Source organism: Lacinutrix iliipiscaria (assembly GCF_042686125.1).
In the GTDB taxonomy this organism is placed as follows: Bacteria; Bacteroidota; Bacteroidia; order Flavobacteriales; family Flavobacteriaceae; genus Oceanihabitans; species Oceanihabitans iliipiscarium.
The window spans coordinates 278660-302725 of the sequence record NZ_JBHUOV010000007.1 but is presented as its reverse complement, the minus strand read 5'-3'; the positions used below and the strand labels follow the sequence as shown (position 1 = coordinate 302725).

Sequence of the window (24066 nt, the reverse complement as noted above, 5' to 3'; positions counted from 1 at the left end):
TGCTTTTGATAAAAAATTTGAAAATATTTTTTCCCTAACTCATAATCTAAAACTTATAGAACTTTTTTCCATCACTTTAATCCGTAACGGGCTGCAAATATAAAACCCTTTTTTAATCCTACAATGCCTTTTTTAACCTTTTTTGAAATTTATTTTTTTATCGCTCCCCAAACCCTTATTTACAATTACTTACAAAACGAAACTATCGCGTTAAGGATTGATACGGCATCCTTTTTATTAATCCAATAAAAAGATAGAGAGGAAAGCCTGGCCCTTGAAAATCAAGGGAACGCCATTAATATTAATATAAAATGGAAACTTCATTTTAATAGCAATAAAATTTATACCTATATATATATTGTCAGTGAATATTTATCATATTATATTTGCCTCTTTAAATTACACCGTATAATGATACAAATTACTTTGCCAGATGGAAGTGTGAAATCGTTTGAAAAAAACGTGACTCCACTGGATGTTGCTAAAAGTATTAGCGAAGGCTTAGCTAGAAATGTTATTTCAGCGCGTTTTAATGATTTAACCGTAGAAGCTTCTACTCCATTAACCGAAGATGGTTCGCTTACGCTTTTTACATGGAATAATGATGAAGGAAAGACCGCATTTTGGCATTCAAGTGCACATGTATTAGCACAAGCATTAGAATCTCTTTACCCTGGAATAAAGTTAACAATTGGCCCTGCAATAGAAAGTGGTTTTTATTACGATGTAGATTTTGGAGACTATCATATATCAGAAAAAGACTTTAAAGACATTGAAAATAAAATGATAGAGATTGCTCGTGGCAAACATGAGTTTAAAATGCGAAGCGTTACTAAAGCTGAAGCTTTATCCTTATATAAAGAAAATGAATATAAAACAGAGCTCATAGAAAATCTTGAAGATGGCACTATAACTTTCTGTGATCACGATACATTTACAGATTTGTGTCGTGGTGGTCATATTCCTAATACAGGAATTATTAAAGCTGTTAAAATATTGTCTGTTGCTGGAGCTTATTGGCGAGGTGACGAAAAAAACAAGCAATTAACACGTGTTTACGGGACTTCCTTTCCAAAACAAAAAGAACTTACTGAATATTTAGAGCTTTTAGAAGAGGCTAAAAAGAGAGACCACAGGAAACTAGGTAAAGAACTTCAGCTTTTTACCTTTTCTCAAAAAGTTGGTCAAGGTTTGCCTTTATGGCTTCCTAAAGGCGCAGCTTTAAGAGAGCGCTTAGAGAATTTCTTAAAAAGCGCTCAAAAGAAAGCAGGCTATGAAATGGTGGTTACTCCACATATTGGTCAAAAGGAGCTTTATGTTACTTCTGGTCATTATGCAAAATATGGTGAAGATAGTTTTCAACCTATTACAACACCAAAGGAAGACGAGGAATTTTTATTAAAGCCTATGAATTGTCCACATCATTGTGAAATTTATAAAAGTAGCCAATGGTCGTACAAAGATTTACCAAAGCGTTTTGCAGAATTCGGCACTGTATATCGTTATGAGCAAAGTGGTGAATTACATGGATTAACTCGAGTAAGAGGATTTACACAAGATGATGCCCATTTGTTTTGCACACCAGATCAACTTGACAAGGAGTTTAAAGATGTTATTGATTTAGTACTTTATGTTTTTGGTTCTTTAGGTTTTGAAAATTTTACAGCACAAGTTTCTTTAAGAGATCCAGAAAATCTTGAAAAATATATAGGAAGTGAAGAAAATTGGAATAAAGCTGAAAGTGCTATTTTAAATGCAGCGAAAGACAAAGGGTTAAATTATGTTGTTGAAACTGGTGAAGCAGCATTTTATGGTCCGAAATTAGATTTCATGGTTAAAGATGCACTTGGCAGACAATGGCAACTTGGAACTATTCAAGTTGATTATACACTTCCAGAACGTTTTGATTTGACGTATAAAGGAAGTGATAATGAGCTACATAGACCGATAATGATACATCGTGCACCCTTTGGAAGCATGGAGCGATTTATTGCTATTTTATTAGAGCATACAGCTGGAAATTTCCCGCTTTGGTTAATGCCAGATCAAGTTATTATATTATCTATTAGTGAGAAATATGAAAAATACGCGAAAAAAGTTTTAAATTTGCTAGAAAATAACGAAATTCGCGCCCTAATTGACAATAGGAATGAAACGATGGGTAAGAAAATTCGTGAAGCCGAAATGAAAAAAATCCCTTACATGATTATTGTTGGTGAAAATGAAGAAGGTGAAGAAAAAATATCGGTAAGACAACATGGTGGAGAAGACTTAGGCATGATTAGTGTAGAAGCATTCTCGGAAATTGTTGATAAAGAAATAAATAAAACATTAAAACAATTTTAATAAATATAAGTTTAACTAAAACTCAATAGTCATAGCAATACGTAGAAGAAGACAGTCCTCGCCTAGAATTATTAAAGAGGATCAACACAGAATAAACACCAAAATTAGAGCTGAAGAAGTTCGATTAGTTGGTGATAATGTTGAAATAGGCGTTTATAAAACTAAACAAGCTTTAGAAATCGCAGATGAACAAGGTTTAGATCTTGTTGAAATATCTCCTAAAGCAGTTCCGCCTGTCTGTAAAGTTATGGACTATAAGAAGTTTCTTTACGAGCAAAAGAAACGTGATAAAGCTTTAAAGTCTAAAGCCACAAAAGTGGTTATAAAAGAAATTCGTTTTGGTCCTCAAACAGATGATCATGATTATGACTTTAAAAAGAAGCATGCAGAAAAGTTTTTAAAAGAAGGCGCAAAGTTAAAAGCTTTTGTTTTCTTTAAAGGACGTTCTATTATATTTAAAGAGCAAGGTCAGATATTATTATTAAGACTTGCTCAAGATTTAGAAGAGTTTGGCAAAGTGGAGCAAATGCCAAGATTAGAAGGTAAACGTATGACAATGTTTATCGCTCCAAAAAAAGTAAAATAATATACTGAAAAGCTCAGTATTTAAAATAGTAAGCGAAGTAAAAAAACTAGGAATAAAATGCCTAAAATGAAAACAAAATCTAGTGCCAAAAAGCGTTTCAAGCTTACAGGTACTGGTAAAATTAAAAGAAAGCACGCTTTTAAGAGTCACATCTTAACAAAGAAATCAAAAAAGCGTAAGCTAGCGTTAACTCATGATACAGTTGTACATAAGGCTGACGAGAACAATGTTAAAATCATGTTACGTTTAAAGTAATATTTTTTTAATAGGTTAAAACAAATTAATAACCCTGGAGTTAGGCAAATTAAAAGCACTATTAAGTTAGTCGCCTACTACAAAAAACAATTAAATTATGCCAAGATCAGTAAATTCAGTTGCAAAGAGAGCCAGAAGAAAAAAGGTTCTTAAGCAAGCAAAAGGTTACTTTGGAAGACGTAAAAACGTTTGGACAGTAGCAAAAAATGCGGTAGATAAAGCGATGCAATACTCGTATAGAGACCGTAGAAACAAAAAAAGAACATTTCGTGCATTATGGATAACGCGTATTAACGCTGGAGCTAGAGAACACGGATTGTCTTATTCTCAATTCATGGGGAAATTAAAAGCTAACAATGTGGAATTAAACCGTAAGGTTTTAGCAGATTTAGCGATGAATAACCCAGAAGCTTTTAAAGCTATTGTAGATAAAGTAAAATAAGGCGTTTCGCCTATTGTAAAACATATTTCGCTTATAAAAAATCCGATGCTAATGCATCGGATTTTTTTGTTTTATTAAATAGCCATTTAACAAAATATCTTATTAATTATAATTATCTTCCAGTTTCAAAAATCAAAATTCTCATTTCATGAAGCGCTTTCAAATAATTACTTTCACCTTTATCTTTCTTTTTACCCACTCATTTAGCCAAGAAAAAGATCAATCTTGGGATGTTTCAAACCCAGAGGGTCAGTGGGACTTTAAAGAAGTTAACCTATCAACAAATGAAGGCACATGGATGAACATAGATGTTAGTCCAAATGGAAAACAAATTGCTTTTGATTTGCTTGGAGATATCTATATAATGGATATTAATGGTGGAGCAGCAAAACTTCTTAGAAGCGGACTTCCATTTGAAGTTCAGCCAAGATTCAGTCCAGATGGTACTATGATTTCTTTCACAAGTGATGCTGGTGGAGGTGATAATATATGGACAATGAATATAGATGGTACTGATGCCAAGCAAATAACTAAAGAAAAATTCAGATTACTTAACAATGCTATTTGGACGCCTGATGGCAATTATCTTATAGCTCGAAAACATTTTACATCTACGCGGTCTGCTGGAGCTGGTGAATTATGGATGTATCATAAATCAGGCAGTAAAGGCTTAAAAGTAACAACAAGAAAAAATGACCAACAGGATGTTAATGAGCCTACTTTATCGCCTGATGGTCAGCATTTATATTATAGTGAAGATGTTTATCCTGGTGGATTTTTTCAGTACAATAAAGATCCGAATAAACAAATTTATGCCATTAACAGGTATGACATGAACACAGGTGAAACCGAAAGAATCACAGGTGGACCTGGTGGTGCCGCTAGACCTCAAATATCTAGAGATGGCAAAAAACTTGCTTTTATTAAACGTGTCCGCACTAAAACAGTACTTTACATTCATGATTTAGAAACTGGAGAAGAATGGCCAATTTATGATCAACTTAATAAAGATCAACAAGAAGCTTGGGCTATATTTGGCGTATACCCGAATTTTAGTTGGATGCCAAACAATAATGATATTGTATTTTGGTCTGGTGGTAAAATAAATCGAATTAATATCAATTCATTAACTGTCGAGAATATACCATTCACAGTTGATGTGACTTTAAAAATTGCTAAAGCATTAGAGTTTGAAACACCAGTAGCTCCTGAATCATTTGACGCTAAAGTTATAAGACATCTTGTAACCTCTCCAGATGAAAACACAATTATTTTTAATGCCCTTGGTTATTTATGGGTAAAGAAACTACCAAATGGAAAACCAAAGCGATTAACTAAAAGTTTAGATTTTGAATTTGAACCAGCATTCTCACCTGATGGAAAAACAATAGTTTATGTGACCTGGAATGATGAACAATTAGGTGCTATATATACTTTATCACTACATGGCGGAAACCCTAAGAAACTTAGTTCTAAGAAAGGAATTTATAGAAATCCTGCTTATTCTAATGACGGTAAACTTATAACTTATAGAAAAGAAAGTGGCAATAATGAACAAGGAAGAACCTTCTCAAAAGAATCTGGAATATACACAATGAACTCTGATGGTTCTAACCCTAAATTTATAATCAAAGAAGGCGATTATCCAACATTTAATCCAACAAATAATCGTATTATTTACCAAAAAGGAGGTGTCTATTTTGGCGCATTAACAAAAGAATTAAAGAGTGTCGATCTGAATGGTAAAGATGAACGTATCCTAGTCAAATCAAAACATGGAAACAGAATACTACCTAGTCCTAATGGAAAATGGATTGCTCTTCAACACTTACATAAGGTCTACTTATCTCCTATGCCTAGTATTGGTCAAACACTTAATTTTGATGCTTTAGATAAAGCAACCTTTGTTCCAATTACAAAATTATCAAAAGATGCTGGTATTAATTTGAGTTGGTCTAAAAACAGTAAAAATTTACATTGGTCTTTAGGAGATCAATATTTCACAGCTCAAGCTTCAGAAAAAACAGACACATTAGTAGAGCAAAGCATTAAAATTAATCTTAATGTCAAAACAGATAAACCTGATGGTACTATTGCGCTAAAAGGAGCGCGAATAATTACGATGGAAAATGATTTAGTGATTGAAAATGGTACCTTAATCATTAAAGAAAATAAAATTGTAGCTCTAGGTAAAACTTCTGAAGTTGACATTCCTTCAAATGCTAAAGTTTACGAACTTGATGGAAAAACCATTATGCCAGGAATTGTTGACACTCATGCACATGTTGGTGGCTTTCGTTATGGACTGACCACTCAAAAGCACTGGCAATTTTATGCCAATTTAGCCTATGGTGTGACTACTGCTCATGACCCTTCAGCCAATACTGAAACGGTTTTTGCGCTATCTGAACTACAAAAAAATGGGACTTTAGTTGGTCCTCGCCTTTACTCTACAGGCTTTATTTTATATGGAGCAGATGGCGATTTTAAAGCCGTCATCAATAACTTAGAAGATGCGCGTTCCTCAATTAGACGTACCAAAGCGTTTGGTGCGCTTTCAGTAAAAAGTTATAATCAGCCAAGACGCGATCAAAGACAGCAAGTTATTCAAGCAGCAAGAGAAGAAAATATTTTTGTAGTTCCTGAAGGTGGCTCGCATTTTTATCATAATATGACTATGGTTATGGATGGACATACTGGAATTGAACATAACATTCCAGTTGCTCCTGTTTATAAAGATGTTTTAACGCTTTGGGGACAAAGTCAAGTTGGATACACACCAACACTTATAGTTAATTATGGTGGAGTTAATGGCGAGTTTTTTTGGTATGAACGAACAAACGTTTGGGAAAATGAGAAATTATTAAAGTACACGCCAAGAAGTATTATTGATGCTCGCTCAAGATATCGAATGAAAATCCCACAAAGTGAATATGAAAACGGACACATTCTTGTATCTAAAACATGTAAAGCTCTTGCAGATGCAGGCGTAAAAGTCAATTTAGGTGCTCATGGCCAGTTACAGGGTTTAGGTGCGCACTGGGAATTGTGGATGCTTGTACAAGGCGGCATGAGCCCTATGGAAGCGTTAAAGTCAGCAACATTAAATGGCGCTGATTACATTGGTGCGGGCAATGATATTGGTTCTTTAAAAGTTGGAAAGCTAGCAGATATCGTTATCATGAATAAAAATCCTTTAGAGGATATTCGTAATTCTGAGAGCATTCTATACACCATTATTAATGGCAGAATTTATGATACGAATACGATGAATGAAATTGGCAACCATCCCAAGTCTAGAACTAAGTTTTACTGGGAAAACTTAAAGTATAATAGTGCCTTTCCTTGGCATGAAGAGAGTCAGAGTTTTATGAGACACAGTTGTGGTTGTTCTATAGGATCTCATTAGAATTAAAAATCCAATGCCTAGTGCATTGGATTTTCATTGATTATATTTAAAATAATCATAAGATCTTTTAATTAGTCAAATGGATTGATTAATTAGTTCGTGGTTTAATACTAACTCCAGGTTTTGCTTTCGCTCCTGTTGTTGGTTTAATACTAACTCCAGGTTTTGCTTTTGCTCCTGTTGTTGGCTTAATACTAACTCCAGGTTTTGCTTTTGCTCCTGTTTGCGGCTTAATACTAACTCCAGGTTTTGCTTTTGCTGACATAATTAGTTGGATTAATTGGTTAATAGCATTTATTCATGATAATCTTTTTACCATGATTTTTTCTATAAGATAGAATACACTATATTACTAAAAATATGTAACTTATGCAATTATTAAACAGCATTGTTAAAATGTAATTGCTATATATTTCAACGTTTAATGAATTTTAGACCTTTTTTAATAGAATGTCGGGATAAGCAAATTTTTAAAAAGCTATCCATATTTATTGTATCCAGTTGGGTCGCTCTTCAAGCCTTAGCTATAACATGGGAACCTCTTGGTTTACCTGAGAAATCTGTAACTTATTTAATCATTACCCTACTTGCTATATTTCCCATTTACACTTTATTTATATGGAAATATAGAATCTCTAAATCTGAAAAAGAACAATTAGATGAGGACGAACTAAAGAAGAAGCAAAATCAATTTCAAAAATTATTTTATTCGTCTCTATCCATTATCACATTATTGTGCGCATTATTTATTGTTTTTATCGTAAACAATAAATTTCTTACCAAATTACAATTACCTGTTTTTGAAAAAAGTGATAAAATTGCTGTACTTAAGTTTGGCAATAATACAGGAAACTCAGAATTTGATATTATAGGAAAAATGGCTGCAGACTGGATTGTTCATGGCATTACTGAAAATCAAGTTGCTCAAGTAGTCTCTCCTGAAATAGTAAGTGACTATCTAAGCATTTTAAATGCTCAGGCAACTTCTGAGGATAATGAAACCATATTACAGGACTATTTTAAACCTAGTAAAATAATTTCTGGAAACTTCTACTTAGAAGGCAATACATTAATTCTGCAATGCGCTATTGCTGGCGAAAACATTAACGAGACAATTATTGCTTTTAAAAATAATGAATGTGATAAGGATAAGCCTTTAGACTGTATCGAAGAACTTAAACAACGTATCATTGGCTATTTGATTACTAAAGATCATCCAAAACTTAATTTACAGCAAACGCCTCCGAAATATAAAGCGTACCAAAATGTTTTAAACGCTAAAGCTAATTTTTCAAATGAGGCTATGTATATCGACTTGTTAAATAAAGCTATTGCAATCGATTCTAATTATTTCGAACCTAAAGTATTACGAATTGCTTACTATTATGGTTTAGGCGAATATAAAAAAGCTGATTCTTTAAGAAAGGCTATTCGTCCTAGTTCTTTTAATAACACAAGACAGCGTAATTTATTAAATCATTATGAGGCATTAATACATGGTAAGAACGACAAGATATACAGCACTATAAAAAAGGAATACGATTTTGCGCCTTTTGATATTCAAACCAACTCTACATTCATGACAGTAGCTTTGCAATTTGTAAATCGCCCAAAAGAACTTGATTCAATATACAATGAAGTTACTATGGAAGGACTCGATTTATTAAATTGTGCCTTTTGTCCATATAGAATTTATTCCAAAGCTTTAGCAGATATTGAGCTCAAAAAATATGATGATGTTATTACAGCTTTAAAGCCAGCTATTGAAATCATAGAAGACACGTATTTAAAAAAACCATTAGTAACCGCCTATATACGATCAAATAAATCCGCAGAAGTAAATACTTTTATTGATCTCCTAAAGCTAGAATTGCCACTTGAAGATTGGCAAAACATGTGTCTTTTTGCTGGTAATGAGTATGTCCTTTTAAATGAAAAAAGTAAGGCTGATGAATATTTTGAAAAAATAATCCATTCAAGTCCTCTTGAGAGTAATAGCTATACTTTGGCTAAGGCTTATTATATGAAAGAAGATTTTTCAAACGCACAAAAAATATTCAAAAATCTATATCAAGCAAATCCTAAAAACATAAATTTCACAACCTATTTAGCCATTTCAAATTACAAGTTAGGTCATGCTCAAAAAGCAGAAGACCTTATACTTTCTTTAAATGATTTAAGAGCGGACTATCAATATGGAAACATCGATTATGCCTTTGCGAAATACTATGCTTCTACTGAAAACAAAGAGGACATGTTTAAGCATTTACGGAAATCGCTTTTAGATGGTCATCTATACACATCGACTTCATTCCAAAATGATCCTCATTTTAAATCCTACTTAAAAACTAAAGAGTTTGAAAGTGTTATGAATTTTTGGCACTAAAATTTAAAGAATAAACTATGTCGACACTATCTAATGCATATGCTTTAATAATTGGAGTTGGAGATGACTTACCTGTTTCTGTAAAAGATGCAGAATCTATATATAGTATTCTTGCAGATGAGGAACTCGCAGGATACCCTAAAGAAAACATCATTCTTATCACTAATAAAAAAGCCAATCGAAAAGGCATTTTAGAGGCTTTTGATACTATAATCTCAAAAACTGACGAGAACTCTTCAGTAATGCTTTTTTATTCAGGGCATGGTGGCTTATACGAACCTTGGAATCAATTTTATTTAGTTCCAAATGGTTTTGATGATGTTAATTATGAAACCACTTGGGTTACTGCTGAAGAGCTTAAGGAAAAAATTGCAAGTATTACTTCAAGACGATTAATTTTTTTCTTGGATTGTTGCCATGCTGCTGGAATGACACAATCTGTAACCAATACAAGATCTGCTAAAACTGGTGCTAAAGATAATTTAGAACAAGCTGATGGATTAGCCCAACGCATAGATGACGGCAGAGGAATGTCTATTGTCTCGTCATGTAGAGAAAATCAGTTATCCTATATTTTAGATGGTGATGTGAATAGCCTTTATACTAAATGCTTAATTGAAGTTTTAAAAGGAGAGCATCGCGCGTATTTTGACGAGCCTTATGTTAGGATATCAGAGGTAGTTCGATATATCTTTAAAAAAGTTCCTGAGCGTTATCCTACTCAAAACCCTTATGCTAATCTTCAAATATATGATGATTTTATTCTTAGTAACGTGCCTAAAAACTTACAGGATAAAGTAATTCCTATTGAAGGTAGCAATACAGAGGAACAACGCATCGATTCTAATAAAACCAGTAAGAAAGTTGTAACGGTTTATAAAGAGACAGAAAATGCCAATAATGTTATTTTATTTGTTCATGGTTTTTCAGGTCAATCTTCTGAAAGCTTTGGGGAAATTCCTGAGCTCTTAGCCAATGAATCAGATCTTGAAGGCTGGAATATGTTTCCTTTAGGTTACAGTGAAAATATGACTCCTGAATTAGGTAAAAATACTTGGGCTTCAGAAAACGATATTAAAATTAACAGCGCTTATTTAAAAACTTCAATCAAACATAAATATGAGAAATATGATCGTATAGCGATTATAGCACATAGTCTTGGTGGTCTTGTTGTACAACGTGCAATATTAGATTTAGACAAGAACTTAAAGGATAAAATAAGTCATGTGTTCTTATTTGGAACACCCAATAATGGTTTAGACAGCTCGACTAAAAATGAAGGATGGAACAATCTGTTAAAAGACCTTCATGCAAAATCACCTTTTATAAAATCACTTCGAAAAGATTGGAACTCAGCTTTTAATCATGCTTATCCTTTTACACTAAAAGTTATCGCTGGAACCAACGATGAATATGTGACTGTAAAATCTAATTTAACACCATTTAAAGACGAAGATTCTGTAACTGTTGAAGGCTCTCATTATTCTATAATACAAAAAAGTGATCGGGAAAATGACACCTACGATTTAATTAAAAGTACATTAACTAATACTACTTTTTTGAATCAATTTACCTCTAAAGAAGACATCAATTTGGTTTTAGGTGAATATGATGCTGTTATTAAAAAACTACTCCCAAACACCAAGGCTTTAGACAAAAAAGGATTGACTAAATTAATATTTGCATTAGAAGGCATGGATCGAAGAAAAGAAGCCTTAGACATTCTAAACACTCATGACTTAGCAAAAGATAATTCTGATTTACTTGGTATTTTAGGCGGACGATATAAGCGAAAATATTTAGCAGAATATGAAGCAGAACATGGTCTGAATGCTATTAAATATTATAAACAAGCTTTAGAAATTGCCGAAGGAAAGAACGACATCAATCAGATTTATTATCATGCAATTAATTTAGCTTTTCTTAGTTTAATCATAAATGAAGATTACACCCAAATGAAAGTTTATGCAGAACAAGCATTAGAAGCCACTAAAAAAATTCCGCTAAACAACATGTGGAAATTAGCAACTTTAGGTGAAGCCAGTTTGTATTTGGGAGATCTTGAAGCTTCAAAATCATATTACAAACAAGCTTCAAAAATGGCTGGAATACGAGAAAAAATTTCGATTCACACTAATGCATATATGGCTTATACAAGCATGATGCAAACAGATGATCCACAGGATGGATATATTAAGTTTTTAAAATCTAAATTTTTATCGTAAATTATTTAAAAATTAAATGATGATTAAATTCAATTCAAAACATCTTCCAGAATTAGAATTTAAAAACGCAAGGAAAAAACCCATTGTTATTCAATGCTATCAAATGAATGAACCCTTTGAAGTTGAAACACTAGAAGGTGTTTTAACAGGAAAAAAAGGCGATTGGCTTATGGTTGGAATAGACGGTGAACTTTACCCTTGTGATCAAGAAATATTTGATAAAACTTATAATATCGTAGAATAATTAATTTTATCGTACCTTTAGAAGGCTATTAATTAATGTTCTTAATTTAAATGAGTACTGAATCAATATTTGTAAGCTATTCAAGTAAGGATAGACCATTTGCAGTAAGTTTCACTGAAGAGTTAAAAAAGTTAGGTGCAAACGTATGGATTGATCAATTAGGTATTGGACTAGGTGAAAACTGGGATAATGCTATTGAGGAAGCCTTAGAAAAATCAGACACTGTGATGCTTATTCTATCACCAACGTCTGTAGAATCGCCTAATGTACAAGATGAAGTTTCTATTGCGATAAGTACTGACAAGAAATTTGTCCCTATTCTTATTAAAGAATGTGATCTTCCAATGCGCTGGAAACGCAGACAATATGCCGATCTTCTTAATAATCCTGATAAAGCTATTGGTGATATATTAAATTTTCTCGGACTCCAAGCAACTGCAACTTCAAATTTAAAAAATGTATTGTCCTTAATTGGTGTCTCCGAAGCTCCACCAAAACCTCAAGAACAAACCACAGAGCATATTACAAAGACTAATACTGAAAACTTAGAAGATTTATTAATTTCAGAAGCAGAGATTGATCGCGCTATCATTATGCATCAAAAAGCCATTAAAAAAAACTGGAAACTAATTGCAGCTTTAGCTTTTAGCAGCATTAGTTTATTAGTTGTATTGTATTTAATTAAATCAGATTTTTCATTGTCATACGAATGGTTAGTTGGTGGTGGATGGAAGACTATAGTAGGCTGCTTAATGTTGAATCTTTTGTCTATAAAACCTTACGGAAGTAATACTAAAAGATCAAAAAACATTGAACTCTTAGACTTGTTAAAAATTAAAAGAGAACGCTTAACGCGAGTTATAAATAAACTAACGGAAAAAGAAATAAATGATTTCAATAACGAGTTTGATAAATATATAGCTGTTTAAACCAATTAATATGAAACGTATTGACGAGAAAATAAAAGAGATAGAAAAAAAGGATAAAGGCAGTCGTGTCCTTTACATTGCTTTTGTTGTATTAATTATTGCGTTTATGGCCTATGCCTTAAACAGCGAGAAAGAAAAGAAACAGAAAGACCACACAATTTCAGAACAAGGCCAAACGATTGAAGAGCAATTATTAGACATTAAAAAGAAAAACGATTCGCTTCAAGAGGTGGTAGATAAACTAAGCAAGAGTCAAACACCTATAGGTTTTTGGAATCAAACGATGGCAGCCAAAAACACCACTTCCTATTTAAATTATATTATGCACCAAGGTAAACCTGAAGCCAAAGATGAATACCGAAGCATTGCTTTAGAAAATATAAAGTCTAATGACACAGAGGGAAAGACAGTATGGCTTTTTTGCGGAAGAAAAAATGATAGTCGTATTGTATCAGATCGTGTATTTGATTTAATATATCGTGAAGATGGTGAAATTACTTCAGTTGATATGCTTCCTGAAAAAGGCGATGTTGTACAAAACACAACAATGAATAGAAACACATATAGAAACTATGCTAATGGAAATGCTACTGGACCAAATAATGCAGATAAAGCCTGGAAAAAAAATAGTAAAGCGTTAGTCCTTGATGTAAAGTTTGCTGGTAATGCGGTTTTTGTTCAGCTTAAATTTTAAATTATTTACTCTCGTCTGTAATTTCGTCTATAGCAAACTTAAACTCTTCCCAACTAATTAACTCATCTCCATCTTTATCGTAACCTTCTATAAGTTTTGTAGCGACCAACCCACGAATAAATCCGCTTATTTCTGCGTCTTTAAGCAGCTTTACAATTTCATTTTTAGACAATTTTCCGCTTCCATCTTGATCAAAAAAGTTAAAAGCCTCTTCTGGCGATTTAAAATTATTGGTAATTAAGATTTGGATTTTATTTAAGATGATTTCTTTAGTTGCCATATTTTAAATTGTTTTATACGAATTAAAGTTACCAAAAAGAATTGGAATAGATTGCGTTAAGGATTGAAGTGGCATCCTTTTTATGCTTTTTTAAGTATAAAAAGATATAACGGAAAGCCTGACTCTGCGACGCTAAAGCGACGTAGAGGAACGCCCAAAATAGACTAAGTCTTCTGTTTCTTTTTACGTGCAGCTGGAAACAATACATTGTTTAAAATGAGTCGATATCCAGGAGACGTAGGATACAACTCTAGTTCAGTTTTTGGGTCACCTACTCTATGTGTATAATCTTCAGGGTCGTGACCTCCGTAAAAAGTAAAAAAGCCTTTACCTTTTATGCCGTGGATATATTTAGCTTCGCCATTGGTTTTATTTTCGCCCATGACCAAAACATTGCTCTTAATTTGATCTCGAGTAAACGAAGTGGTTTGTCCCATAAAGCCTTTAACTAAAGCGGTATGATTTTGACATAACATTGTTGGGATTGGATCCCATTTTGCTGAAAAATCCATGAGCGTAAAATAGTCGGTTGTTTTAGGAATACGTCTTTTTTGCGTCATATCGATAGTAGAAAATTCGTAGATATTCGGACTTTGCTCAAGTGTATAATCTGTAAATGCAAATGTTTTACTATAATCTATTTTATTTTGATAATTGGCTTCGCTTCCATCGCCATCAAACATGGCTTCACAAATATCGATGCCTTGAGCAGAAAGAGCAATATCAAAGCTATCTGTAGCACTACACATGGCAAACATAAATCCGCCACCAATCACATAATCTCTAATTTTTAGAGCGACATCTAGCTTTTCTTCAGAAACTTTAGAGTAGCCTAATCTATTGGCTAACGCCTCAGCTTCTTTTTTTTCTTCTATATACCAAGCAGCTGTTCGGTACATGCGATAAAATTTACCATATTGTCCTGTAAAATCTTCGTGGTGTAAATGCAACCAATCAAACAATATCAATCCATCATTTAAAACCTCTTCATCGTATATGGTTTCGTAAGGAATTTCGGCATAAGTTAACACCATAGTAACGGCATCATCCCAAGGCTGTTTCCCTTTTGGTGAATACACTGCAACTTTTGGTGCTTTTTCTAAAACTACAGCTTCCATATTTTTACTTGGACTACTTATTTCTTCAAGGATACTTTCTGCTTTAGCATCAGAGAGTACTTCAAAAGAGACTCCACGTATCTGACATTCACGCTGAATCTCATCGCTGTCTGGCAAAAGAAAAGAACCTCCACGATAATTAAGTAACCATTTTACTTTTAGTTGGTTATTAAGTGTCCAATAGGTAATTCCGTAAGCTTTTAAATGGTTTTTCTGGCTTTCGGCATCCATAGGAATTAATATATACGATGCAAATGTTTGGGTTACAAACAGTATTAATAAGAGTGTTATTAGTTTTTTCATTGCAAGAAAGATACTCAAAAATTGTTCCTTTTAAAGCCAGTTTAAAACAATTTTAACCTATGGCATATTTTAGTAATTTATTATAATGAGGTAAGCACTCGTTTAATAAGGGTTTTAAATGCTTCGGAAAGGGTTCTGTTTTAGGTTTATATTCTAAAAATCCTGTAGATTTATGAATGTTTGCATACCAAAATTTGGCCCAAGTACCATCTTCTACTCGTGGTCCAGCTTCCCAATGCAACATATTATCATTAAAAGGAATGCCGATAAATTCACATAACTCGGTTAATACTTTCTTCGGATTTAATAAGACGCGTTTTGAATCTAAAACGATAGGTTGAATCTGATGGGTTTCAAAATAGTTTAATAATTCTGTATGATTGGCGTAGCCAACATCTTCAATTGAAGGGTTTTGAATAACTTTATCGAAAGAAGGAAGCATTTCTACAGGATCACGAGTTAAAATCACATTATAGACTTCTTTCATAAAATCTCGATTTAAATCTAAAAGATGATGCGTCATATTTTTAAAAAACAGTACAGGCTTTTCCTGATTAGACATCATTTTTGCAATCACCTTTTTACCATCATGCTCTAAACTATTCAAAATATCTTGAGTTCCTGGATGATATGCTATAGCACTTGTATTACTTAAATAATACGCATATAATGGTTCATCAAACACTTTAGTATCTTGTCTTTGAGCAAAGGCATACATTAATGTTGTAGAAATATTTCGTGGACCAGACCACAAGCATATACGTTTAATATTAGCCATTGTTTTGTACTTCTCTTTCAATTAAACTTTGATATAAACCACTTAAAATTCTAGTAGTATCTCCAAAAGGCTTTTCTCCTATTTGACGACCATCTATTTTGGTGACTGGAGTTAATCCTCCAAAGGTTCCTGTTACAAAAGCTTCATCTGCACCATAAACATCAAACAATGAAAAATTCTTTTGGTGACACACGATATTATTTTCATGACACACTTGAATAACTTTAGCTCTCGTAATCCCGTTCATACAGTATTGTCCAGTAGATGTCCATACTTCCCCATCTTTAATGATAAAGAAATTAGTCGCATTACACGTCGATACAAAACCATGTATATCTAACATTAAGGCTTCATCGGCTCCAGCTTCAATAGCTTGAATTAGTGCTTGTACTTCATGAAGTTTACTGTGGCAATTCAACCTAGGGTCGAGGTAATCTGGTGAGCCACGACGAATGGTACTCGTAAAAAGAGTAATTCCTTTTTCTTTGCTTTCGGTTGAAGCTTTTTTATACTCTGGAAGAATCACCACATTTGGTCCAGAAATCGTAAGACGAGGATCTTGAGAAGGTGTTTTTTTTAATCCTCTTGTAATCATGATACGCACATGCACATGATCTTGCATGTTATTTACATTGAGAGTTTTCCAGACTTCAGCGATGAGTTCTTCACGAGAAAAAGGAAATGTCATACCAATAGTAGCAGCAGATTGCCATAATCTATCTAAGTGATCTTTTAAGAAGACCAAAACACCATGATGTAAGCGTAATGCTTCCCAAATACCATCACCTACGAGATAACCACTATCTAATACTGATATTTTAGCATTCTCTCGATTAAAAAATTCGCCATTAATATAAATTTTAATGTCCTTATTTCTGCTATCTTCAATAGCATTATGTGTACCATGAACCATGAAATAATAATCGCTTTAATGAAAATGAAAGATACTAAAAATGTTATTTATTTAGTTCAAATTCTGCACAATCTACTCGAATATCTTTGTCATTTAATTTTTGATTCAAGTAATGGCAAAAATGATTTTTATTAATGCTCTCATAAAACTTGCACGAATAACACATACGCTGTACACTTAGTTGTCCTGTTTTATTTAAACCATATATAAGATTGGTTATTGATTTGTAAAGCATTTCTAAATCTGAATGATTAATCTTATTGAGTTCTTTCTGAATAGGATTAGCAAATCCTTCCGTTTGAGAAACAATATCCTGACCAATGTCTGACAAGAAAACAGAATACCTTCTACTGTCGGTTGACGAATACTCTTTAACTACAAACCCTTTATTGACTAAGACTTTAACAGCATCGCTTATAGTTGGTTTAGTCACATTAAACTCTTGAGCAAAATGACTTACATTACAGTATTCTTGCTTATGATGAGCAATAAAAATTAATATCTGAATTTGAATAGGGCTTAAACCAATAGCTTTAGCGTGTTCCCAAAGTAAAACCTTAAAGGCTTCTGAAACACGTTCTAATCCAACCACTATTTTACTCGTTAAGTTGGTTTCTTGTTGCTTGATATTGAATGCACTCTTAGTCATAAAAAAAGCTTGTTAAGATAATGTCTTAACAAGCTAAGTTAGTAATCCTAATTATATTAATCAAAAAAACTTAAATACAATTTTCCATTTCAATAATTGAAAATCCTTTTTTATTAATGTCTTCAATTATTTGAGGTGTAGCCTGTTCAATATGACATAATTTACATTCTTGAGTTGAAAGGCTATTCGTTTTAAATGGTTTTTGACTTAAATACAAATCTCCATAATTAAATATTATAGATTGGTCATCTAAATGATGAGGAACTAGAATGTCAAAATGCATGGTTTTGCCATCTTCTCTTCTAACGTATGTGTCCCAAACTGATACTTTCATTAATATAATGTAATTAAATTAGCCTTTAACATCTGCAAGCGATGCTCCAAAATTAATATGTAACACATTTCCGTTTGAAGTCACTAAAGATGGTACCGACTTCACCCCTGCTTGTTCAGCTTGTGCGATTTTAGACTTATCTTCTCCAAGATGAATAACTTCAACATTAGAAGCACCAATCAGATCAATGATATCGTGTTCTGCACTAATGCAAACAGGACATCCAGCGTGATAAAAAATAGATTTACTCATTGTATTATAATTTATGTTAATGCAACATTGCAAAACAAATATAGTTAGGATTCCTAACCTAAGCAAATTTATAATCATTTAAATGAATTTTAATTTTTACGATATTAAATCTGAAAATCTTTTAGTACCAGGAAATTGTTCGAAAATAATTTTAAGAAAAACAGTAATTGGAATAGCCATTATGAGGCCAGGAATACCCCAAAGAAAACCCCAAAACATGAGCATTACCAGAACTGTAATAATGTTTATAGAGAAAGATTTTCCCATAAAAATAGGCTCTAAAATAGCCCCAAAAAGCACTTGTACTCCTGTTATAGTCAATATAAAAAACAGCAAGAAGCTTGAAGTTTCTAATTCAATAAAAGCAAAAATAGAAAGTATAATCACACAGACAAATGATCCAACCATTTGAACAAAATTAATAAGGAAGGCGAAAATTCCCCAGAAAATAGGAAAACTTATATCGAAGAAATAACAAGCCAACCCAGTACCAACTCCTGTTAAAAAGCTCACTAAAACTTTAACTTTTATAAAGGTTATTAATTCCTTTTCAATTTTCCTAAACGCTCGTATAGAAGCATACCTGCCCTTTAAAATAATTCGGTCTAATACTTCGTGAACATTAATAGACTCGGCTAACCAAAGGACTACAAAAAAAGCAATCATAAGTAGCATGGTAACAAATTTTCTTAAAAACCCAACAGTTGTACCAATGTTTTCCTTTTTTACTATTTGAGTTAACAGATTTTTATCTTGCTGCATTTCGATTCCATAAGTATCTTCCAAATAAAATGAAGCTTCATTGATTTTTTCTTCGGCCTTAGCAAAGAATTCAGTATCTGATGACATGATTTGCTTGCTTGATAATTGAACGAGTTCAACAGCGATAAAAAACCCAGAAATTATAATAAGAACAATAACAAAAAGACTAATAAACTTAGGTACTTTACGTCTATCAAACCAACGCATTAATGGTAAAAATAATAAGGCATTAAATAATGAGAATACTAATGGTATAAAGATAAATGACAGTACTTTTAATAAATAAAATACAATTGGAATAACTATAATTAATAATAATATGTTGGTTGTACGACGTTCGTTTAACATTTGGCTTCTTTTATGAGATTAATTAAAACGGCACATCGTTATCATCTGGAGCTCCAAATGCATCATTTGGTGATGGTAAATTTTGAGTTTTGAACGTATCATCATTTGCTGCAGCATTCATTTTTGAATGGAACTCAAAAGGCGAATCAAAATCATCTAGATTATCAAATTTACCTAAATGCCCAATAAATTTTAAGCGAATATTATCTAATCCACCATTTCTATGTTTAGCCACTATGAATTCTGCCTGACCTTCTGTAGGTGAGCGTTCTTCATCATCCCATTCTTCAATTTTATAGTATTCTGGTCGGTATATAAAACTTACAATATCGGCATCTTGCTCAATAGCTCCAGATTCACGTAAATCTGATAGTAAAGGCCTTTTACTTCCTCCACGAGTTTCAACTGCACGTGATAATTGAGATAATGCAATTACAGGAACACTTAACTCTTTTGCTAACGCTTTAAGGTTACGAGATATTGTTGAAATTTCTTGCTCTCTATTTCCTCCTTTTTGGCTTCCTCCTGCAGTCATTAATTGCAAATAATCGACAATGATTAATTTAATACCATGTTGAGAGGCTAAACGACGTGCTTTTGCTCGCAAATCGAAGATAGATAACGAAGGGGTATCATCTATAAATAGTGGCGCTTTTTCTAATCCTTTAACCTTTACATTTAGTTGTTCCCATTCATGTTTTTCTAATTGACCTGTTCTTAATTTTTCGGAAGACAAACCCGTTTCACTTGAAATTAAACGCGTTATTAACTGTACCGAAGCCATCTCTAATGAAAAGAAAGCTACAGGGATTTGGTGATTTACAGCAATGTTTCTCGCCATAGATAAAGTAAGCGCTGTTTTTCCCATACCAGGACGAGCAGCAACAATAATTAAATCACTTTCTTGCCAACCAGAGGTTAACTTATCTAATTTATCAAATCCAGAAGGAATACCACTCATTCCTTCTTTATTAGAAATTTCTTCAATCTTCTTTTTGGCTTGAATGACTAAGCTTTGAGCTGTTTCACTAGACTTTTTAATGTTGCCTTGAGTGACTTCATAAAGTTTAGCTTCAGCATTATCTAATAAATCGAAAACATCTTTTGTTTCATCATAAGAATCTTCAATAATTTCACTTGAAATCTTTATCAGGCTACGTTGAATAAATTTCTGTAAAATGATACGTGCATGAAACTCTATATGTGCTGAAGAAGACACCTTTTGAGTTAATGAAATGAGATAAAAATCACCTCCAGCTATATCTAGTTTTTGGTTTTTCTTTAATTGACTAGAAACTGTTAATAAGTCAATAGGTTCACTATTCTCAAACAGCTGAAAAATAGCTTCAAAAATATGCTGATGTGCTTCTTTATAAAAAGCATCTGCACTTAAAATATCAATGACCTCATCTACCCCTTTTTTGTCTATCATCATCGCACCAAGCACTACTTCCTCTAAATCAATAGCTTGAGGAGGTATTTTCCCTTTTTCAAGATTAATTATCGTGCTTTTATCGACTTGATAGCCTTTTATTGGATTAGGTTGTTTCATCTATAATAAATTATTTATAAGAGGTCAGAATGATTCGCCAAATCAATTTTACTTTTCTTTCAGAATTAAATTTAGCTCATTTAATGGAGAGCGAAAGTAAGTAAATTATGGAGAATTTTAATTTTATAAAGATACTTGAATCTTCACAAGAAAGTGTTAATAAGTTTCAAAATATTGTTAATAAGCATAAAAAAATCTGAAGTGATAGGCTTCAGATTTTTTAAGCGTGTGGGTTTATAAGGACTAACCTTTAAAAACACCCATGCTTAGATATTTTTCCATACGTTGTTTTACCAAATCTTTTGGTGATAAGTTTTTAAGCTCATCATAAGATTTAACAATGGCATCGCGAACAGCTAAAAATGTTTTTTCTCTATCGCTATGCGCACCTCCAATAGGCTCTTTTATAATCCCATCAACAACTTTAATTTTCTTAGCGTCTGTTGCAGTTAGTTTAAGTGCTTCGGCTGCTTTTTCTTTATGCTCCCAGCTTCGCCATAAAATAGACGAACAGTTTTCTGGTGAAATCACTGAATACCATGAATTTTCTAACATCAATACCTTGTCGCCAACACCAATACCTAATGCACCTCCTGAAGCGCCTTCACCAATAATAATAGCAATAATTGGGACTTTTAAACGAGTCATTTCAAGAATATTTCTAGCAATAGCTTCTCCTTGTCCGCGCTCTTCAGCTTCCAAACCAGGATAAGCGCCTGGAGTATCAATAAAGGTAACTACAGGTATTCCAAACTTTTCGGCAGATTTCATTAAACGAAGGGCTTTACGATAGCCTTCAGGATTAGCCATTCCAAAATTTCTATATTGTCTAGTCTTAGTATTATACCCTTTTTGCTGACCAATAAACATGTAGCTTTGATCTCCAATTTTACCTAAACCTCCAATCATAGCCTTATCGTCTTTCACATTACGATCACCATGTAACTCCAAAAAGGTATCGCCACAAAGTGCTTTAATATGATCTAAGGTATAAGGTCTATTAGGGTGACGTGACATTTGTACACGTTGCCAAGGTGTTAAGTTTTTATATATATCCTTTTTGGTTGCTATGAGTTTCTTTTCAATTTGCTTACATGTTTCAGTGACATCAACATCACTTTCTTCACCAATAACTTGGCACTTTTGAAGCTGATCTTCTAGCTCTTTTATAGGTAGTTCAAATTCTAAATATTCCATATTCGAATTTATAGATTAATTTTAGTTAGCCCACAAATATAAAAAACTTTAATGTCTTAATTTATTTAGACTGATTTCTTTTTAAAGCCTTCCTGTTTTTTAAAATCCCATTTAATACTACTACACCAAGAATCATCGATGCACCATAATAAAAATGTGAGGACATTTTTTCTTTTTCAGGGAATAAAATAATGGCCAAAATTATACCATAAATTGGTTCTAAGTTATACGTGAGTACTACTGTATATGGACTAATATAGCGCATCACATATACTGAAGCTATAAAGGCATACGCTGTACAGACAGATGCTAATATGAATAAATAGATATAATCTGTAGTAGACAACTGAAAGAACTCAACCGAAAAACCGTCATAAAAAACGAGCAGAAAAATACTTATAAATGCTACTCCGCTAATAAATTCATAAAAAGAAATCGTTGTTGCTGAATATTTTTCTAGAAACTTTCCGTTAAGCACTGCAAATAAAGAAGATAGGAATGCTGATATGATCCCTAGTACAATTCCGCTTAAATATTTTATTTCACTTTGCGTAATTATTACAACTCCAAATATGACTATTAAACCGAAGAGCATTTCATACCAAATAATTTTTCGTTTATAAATTATGGGCTCAATCAAAGAAGCAAAAAAAGCACCAGTAGAAAACATTGCTAGCGTTATTGAAACATTTGAAACATCTATAGCTCCAAAAAAAGTAATCCAATGTAAAGCGATAATGATTCCTGCAAAAGATAGTTTTGCAATGGCAGTTATTGGCAATTTAATTTTGGTTTTAGAAAACCACACATAAAAACCTATAAGTATGGTGGCAATACTCATTCTAAACCAAACTAAGGGGACTGCAGTAATAGATATAAGTTCTCCAAGAATAGCTGTAAAACCAGCAATAAATACTAGAACATGTAGGTGTAGATAATTTTTTAATTTATCGTTTAGCATTATATAATAAATATAGTGCTAAAATACCAAACAAGATGTTTGGAAACCAAACTGCTAATAAAGGTGAAAAATTAGATTGAGCAGCCATAACTCCAAAGATCTTATCAAAAAACACAAAAATCATGGCAATACAAATTCCAAAGGCAAGGTTGACTCCCATTCCTCCTCTACGCTTTATTGAAGAAACTGCTACGGCTATAATGGTTAATATGAATACTGAAACTGGTAAACTCCATTTTCTATATTTAACCAATTTATAACGTCCGATATTTGATGACCCTCTTTTTTCTTCTTTATCAATAAAACGAGTTAAGTCACTATAAGCTAAGGTTTCTGCTATATATTCAACAGGTGTTAGATCGTCTAAATCAAAAGCGAACAGTGTATCTTTTCTTTTCGTTTTTTCTATGATGTCTTCATGGTCACCAATCTGTCGTTTAACATACCGTGTTAATCTATATAAAGAATCACCTTCAAGATATTTTATATTTTGAGCAGAAATTTTATATATTAATTTATCATTTTCAAAATGCTCTAAGGTGAAATTTTGTCCAACCTTATTTTTAATATTAAAACTACTTACATATATATAGTCATTATCATTAATCTGTCTGAATACATCATTGTTATTATTACTGCTCTTTTTTCGGGATAAATATTTTGTATCAAAATCATTGAATCCTTTACTTGCTTCTGGAGCAAGATACAATCCCAAGACAATAGATAGTATCGCAACAATAGTTGCGCCAATGAGATATGGTCGTAAAAACCTAGAAAATGAAACACCCGAACTTAAAAACGCCACAATTTCGGTATTGTTAGCTAGTTTGGAGGTAAACCAGATTACTGAAAGAAATAAAAATAATGGAAATAAAAGGTGAGCAAAATAAATTGTAAAATCTACAAAGTACAGCAGTACTTCACTAATAGGCACTTCGTTTTCAAGGATTTTCCCTATTTTTTCTGCTAGATGCACTGTAATTCCAATAGGAATAAAAAGCAGTAACATCATGAAAAATGTAAACAAATAACGTTTTAATATGTACCAATCTAAAATTTTCATCAGTTATTTTATATTGCTTTTTTGGTCAGATGCCTTTCGC

The 24066-nt window shown here is 32.6% G+C and carries 23 protein-coding genes; 10 read left to right on the top strand and 13 right to left on the bottom strand.

The genetic code is table 11. The features are described 5' to 3' along the window. Nucleotides 1-411: 411 nt before the first annotated feature. The 5 genes from thrS (at nt 412) to ACFS5M_RS11875 (ending at nt 7038) form a co-directional block, all read left to right on the top strand. The gene (gene thrS / locus ACFS5M_RS11895; RefSeq protein WP_183488290.1) at nt 412-2346 is read left to right on the top strand and encodes a threonine--tRNA ligase; all 1935 of its coding nucleotides are present in this window, start codon (nt 412-414) and stop codon (nt 2344-2346) included. Between the two features lie 70 nt (nt 2347-2416). Further along, nucleotides 2417-2932 carry a translation initiation factor IF-3 gene (infC, locus tag ACFS5M_RS11890; RefSeq protein WP_379898923.1) on the top strand — a complete coding sequence of 172 codons (516 nt, stop codon included), beginning with the start codon at nt 2417-2419 and terminating at the stop codon, nt 2930-2932. A 57-nt stretch (nt 2933-2989) separates the two neighbouring features. Continuing rightward, complete coding sequence (rpmI, locus tag ACFS5M_RS11885; RefSeq protein ID WP_183488292.1) at nt 2990-3187, top strand: 50S ribosomal protein L35; 198 nt, start codon at nt 2990-2992, stop codon at nt 3185-3187. Between the two features lie 97 nt (nt 3188-3284). Next, entirely contained in the window at nt 3285-3629 is a 345-nt protein-coding gene (rplT, locus tag ACFS5M_RS11880) for a 50S ribosomal protein L20 (protein WP_183488294.1), read from the top strand. A gap of 148 nt (nt 3630-3777) precedes the next feature. Then, a complete protein-coding gene (locus ACFS5M_RS11875) occupies nt 3778-7038 on the top strand; it encodes an amidohydrolase family protein (protein WP_183488296.1) in 3261 nt (1086 codons plus the stop codon). 88 nt (nt 7039-7126) lie between these two features. Here ACFS5M_RS11875 and ACFS5M_RS11870 read toward each other — a convergent pair whose 3' ends face one another. Next, nucleotides 7127-7303 (bottom strand): hypothetical protein, encoded by a 177-nt coding sequence (locus ACFS5M_RS11870; protein ID WP_183488298.1) that lies wholly within the window; start codon nt 7301-7303, stop codon nt 7127-7129. Nucleotides 7304-7462: 159 nt separating this feature from the next. On the opposite strand from ACFS5M_RS11870, the gene ACFS5M_RS11865 reads away from it, so the two are divergent. Genes ACFS5M_RS11865 through ACFS5M_RS11845 form a run of 5 tightly spaced genes read left to right on the top strand, consistent with a single transcriptional unit; the run spans nt 7463 to nt 13516 of the window. Then, a complete protein-coding gene (locus ACFS5M_RS11865; RefSeq protein WP_183488300.1) occupies nt 7463-9424 on the top strand; it encodes a tetratricopeptide repeat protein in 1962 nt (653 codons plus the stop codon). A 17-nt stretch (nt 9425-9441) separates the two neighbouring features. Further along, nucleotides 9442-11649, top strand: coding sequence for a caspase family protein (locus ACFS5M_RS11860; RefSeq protein ID WP_183488302.1), 2208 nt, complete (start codon nt 9442-9444; stop codon nt 11647-11649). Between the two features lie 19 nt (nt 11650-11668). After that, nucleotides 11669-11893 (top strand): PGDYG domain-containing protein, encoded by a 225-nt coding sequence (locus tag ACFS5M_RS11855; protein ID WP_183488304.1) that lies wholly within the window; start codon nt 11669-11671, stop codon nt 11891-11893. Between the two features lie 50 nt (nt 11894-11943). Continuing rightward, on the top strand, nt 11944-12822 hold the full coding sequence (locus ACFS5M_RS11850) for a toll/interleukin-1 receptor domain-containing protein (RefSeq protein ID WP_183488306.1): 879 nt from the start codon (nt 11944-11946) through the stop codon (nt 12820-12822). Nucleotides 12823-12832: 10 nt separating this feature from the next. After that, nucleotides 12833-13516, top strand: coding sequence for a hypothetical protein (locus tag ACFS5M_RS11845; protein ID WP_183488308.1), 684 nt, complete (start codon nt 12833-12835; stop codon nt 13514-13516). A 1-nt stretch (nt 13517) separates the two neighbouring features. Here the strand turns inward: ACFS5M_RS11845 and ACFS5M_RS11840 are convergent, their stop codons facing one another. The 12 genes from ACFS5M_RS11840 to ACFS5M_RS11785 form a co-directional block, all read right to left on the bottom strand. Beyond that, the gene (locus ACFS5M_RS11840; RefSeq protein WP_183488310.1) at nt 13518-13796 is read right to left on the bottom strand and encodes an EF-hand domain-containing protein; all 279 of its coding nucleotides are present in this window, start codon (nt 13794-13796) and stop codon (nt 13518-13520) included. Between the two features lie 164 nt (nt 13797-13960). Beyond that, complete coding sequence (locus ACFS5M_RS11835) at nt 13961-15217, bottom strand: asparagine synthetase B (protein ID WP_183488312.1); 1257 nt, start codon at nt 15215-15217, stop codon at nt 13961-13963. A gap of 52 nt (nt 15218-15269) precedes the next feature. Then, nucleotides 15270-15995 (bottom strand): sulfotransferase-like domain-containing protein, encoded by a 726-nt coding sequence (locus ACFS5M_RS11830; protein WP_221267581.1) that lies wholly within the window; start codon nt 15993-15995, stop codon nt 15270-15272. Then, nucleotides 15988-16908 carry an aminotransferase class IV gene (locus ACFS5M_RS11825; RefSeq protein WP_183488314.1) on the bottom strand — a complete coding sequence of 307 codons (921 nt, stop codon included), beginning with the start codon at nt 16906-16908 and terminating at the stop codon, nt 15988-15990. Before ACFS5M_RS11825 ends, ACFS5M_RS11830 begins: the two co-directional genes overlap by 8 nt. Nucleotides 16909-16951: 43 nt before the next feature. Beyond that, the gene (locus ACFS5M_RS11820) at nt 16952-17557 is read right to left on the bottom strand and encodes a MarR family winged helix-turn-helix transcriptional regulator (RefSeq protein ID WP_183488316.1); all 606 of its coding nucleotides are present in this window, start codon (nt 17555-17557) and stop codon (nt 16952-16954) included. A 70-nt stretch (nt 17558-17627) separates the two neighbouring features. Further along, the gene (locus tag ACFS5M_RS11815) at nt 17628-17891 is read right to left on the bottom strand and encodes a DUF2024 family protein (RefSeq protein WP_183488318.1); all 264 of its coding nucleotides are present in this window, start codon (nt 17889-17891) and stop codon (nt 17628-17630) included. Nucleotides 17892-17909: 18 nt separating this feature from the next. Beyond that, complete coding sequence (locus tag ACFS5M_RS11810) at nt 17910-18143, bottom strand: thioredoxin family protein (RefSeq protein ID WP_183488319.1); 234 nt, start codon at nt 18141-18143, stop codon at nt 17910-17912. A 96-nt stretch (nt 18144-18239) separates the two neighbouring features. Continuing rightward, complete coding sequence (locus ACFS5M_RS11805) at nt 18240-19253, bottom strand: AI-2E family transporter (RefSeq protein ID WP_183488321.1); 1014 nt, start codon at nt 19251-19253, stop codon at nt 18240-18242. 22 nt (nt 19254-19275) lie between these two features. Continuing rightward, entirely contained in the window at nt 19276-20805 is a 1530-nt protein-coding gene (gene dnaB, locus ACFS5M_RS11800) for a replicative DNA helicase (RefSeq protein ID WP_183488323.1), read from the bottom strand. Between the two features lie 243 nt (nt 20806-21048). After that, nucleotides 21049-22002 (bottom strand): acetyl-CoA carboxylase carboxyltransferase subunit alpha, encoded by a 954-nt coding sequence (locus ACFS5M_RS11795; RefSeq protein ID WP_183488325.1) that lies wholly within the window; start codon nt 22000-22002, stop codon nt 21049-21051. A gap of 61 nt (nt 22003-22063) precedes the next feature. Further along, entirely contained in the window at nt 22064-22963 is a 900-nt protein-coding gene (locus ACFS5M_RS11790; RefSeq protein WP_183488327.1) for a DMT family transporter, read from the bottom strand. Then, entirely contained in the window at nt 22950-24026 is a 1077-nt protein-coding gene (locus tag ACFS5M_RS11785) for an LptF/LptG family permease (protein ID WP_183488329.1), read from the bottom strand. Before ACFS5M_RS11785 ends, ACFS5M_RS11790 begins: the two co-directional genes overlap by 14 nt. Nucleotides 24027-24066: the final 40 nt, after the last annotated feature.

Bases quoted from the DNA above. Each gene is read 5' to 3' on its own strand.
- thrS (WP_183488290.1), top strand. From the start codon at position 412: ATGATACAAATTACTTTGCCAGATGGAAGTGTGAAATCGTTTGAAAAA.
- rpmI (WP_183488292.1), top strand. From the start codon at position 2,990: ATGCCTAAAATGAAAACAAAATCTAGTGCCAAAAAGCGTTTCAAGCTT.
- rplT (WP_183488294.1), top strand. From the start codon at position 3,285: ATGCCAAGATCAGTAAATTCAGTTGCAAAGAGAGCCAGAAGAAAAAAG.
- ACFS5M_RS11875 (WP_183488296.1), top strand. From the start codon at position 3,778: ATGAAGCGCTTTCAAATAATTACTTTCACCTTTATCTTTCTTTTTACC.
- ACFS5M_RS11870 (WP_183488298.1), bottom strand. From the start codon at position 7,303: ATGTCAGCAAAAGCAAAACCTGGAGTTAGTATTAAGCCGCAAACAGGA.
- ACFS5M_RS11865 (WP_183488300.1), top strand. From the start codon at position 7,463: ATGAATTTTAGACCTTTTTTAATAGAATGTCGGGATAAGCAAATTTTT.
- ACFS5M_RS11860 (WP_183488302.1), top strand. From the start codon at position 9,442: ATGTCGACACTATCTAATGCATATGCTTTAATAATTGGAGTTGGAGAT.
- ACFS5M_RS11855 (WP_183488304.1), top strand. From the start codon at position 11,669: ATGATTAAATTCAATTCAAAACATCTTCCAGAATTAGAATTTAAAAAC.
- ACFS5M_RS11850 (WP_183488306.1), top strand. From the start codon at position 11,944: ATGAGTACTGAATCAATATTTGTAAGCTATTCAAGTAAGGATAGACCA.
- ACFS5M_RS11845 (WP_183488308.1), top strand. From the start codon at position 12,833: ATGAAACGTATTGACGAGAAAATAAAAGAGATAGAAAAAAAGGATAAA.
- ACFS5M_RS11840 (WP_183488310.1), bottom strand. From the start codon at position 13,796: ATGGCAACTAAAGAAATCATCTTAAATAAAATCCAAATCTTAATTACC.
- ACFS5M_RS11835 (WP_183488312.1), bottom strand. From the start codon at position 15,217: ATGAAAAAACTAATAACACTCTTATTAATACTGTTTGTAACCCAAACA.
- ACFS5M_RS11830 (WP_221267581.1), bottom strand. From the start codon at position 15,995: ATGGCTAATATTAAACGTATATGCTTGTGGTCTGGTCCACGAAATATT.
- ACFS5M_RS11825 (WP_183488314.1), bottom strand. From the start codon at position 16,908: ATGGTTCATGGTACACATAATGCTATTGAAGATAGCAGAAATAAGGAC.
- ACFS5M_RS11820 (WP_183488316.1), bottom strand. From the start codon at position 17,557: ATGACTAAGAGTGCATTCAATATCAAGCAACAAGAAACCAACTTAACG.
- ACFS5M_RS11815 (WP_183488318.1), bottom strand. From the start codon at position 17,891: ATGAAAGTATCAGTTTGGGACACATACGTTAGAAGAGAAGATGGCAAA.
- ACFS5M_RS11810 (WP_183488319.1), bottom strand. From the start codon at position 18,143: ATGAGTAAATCTATTTTTTATCACGCTGGATGTCCTGTTTGCATTAGT.
- ACFS5M_RS11805 (WP_183488321.1), bottom strand. From the start codon at position 19,253: ATGTTAAACGAACGTCGTACAACCAACATATTATTATTAATTATAGTT.
- dnaB (WP_183488323.1), bottom strand. From the start codon at position 20,805: ATGAAACAACCTAATCCAATAAAAGGCTATCAAGTCGATAAAAGCACG.
- ACFS5M_RS11795 (WP_183488325.1), bottom strand. From the start codon at position 22,002: ATGGAATATTTAGAATTTGAACTACCTATAAAAGAGCTAGAAGATCAG.
- ACFS5M_RS11790 (WP_183488327.1), bottom strand. From the start codon at position 22,963: ATGCTAAACGATAAATTAAAAAATTATCTACACCTACATGTTCTAGTA.
- ACFS5M_RS11785 (WP_183488329.1), bottom strand. From the start codon at position 24,026: ATGAAAATTTTAGATTGGTACATATTAAAACGTTATTTGTTTACATTT.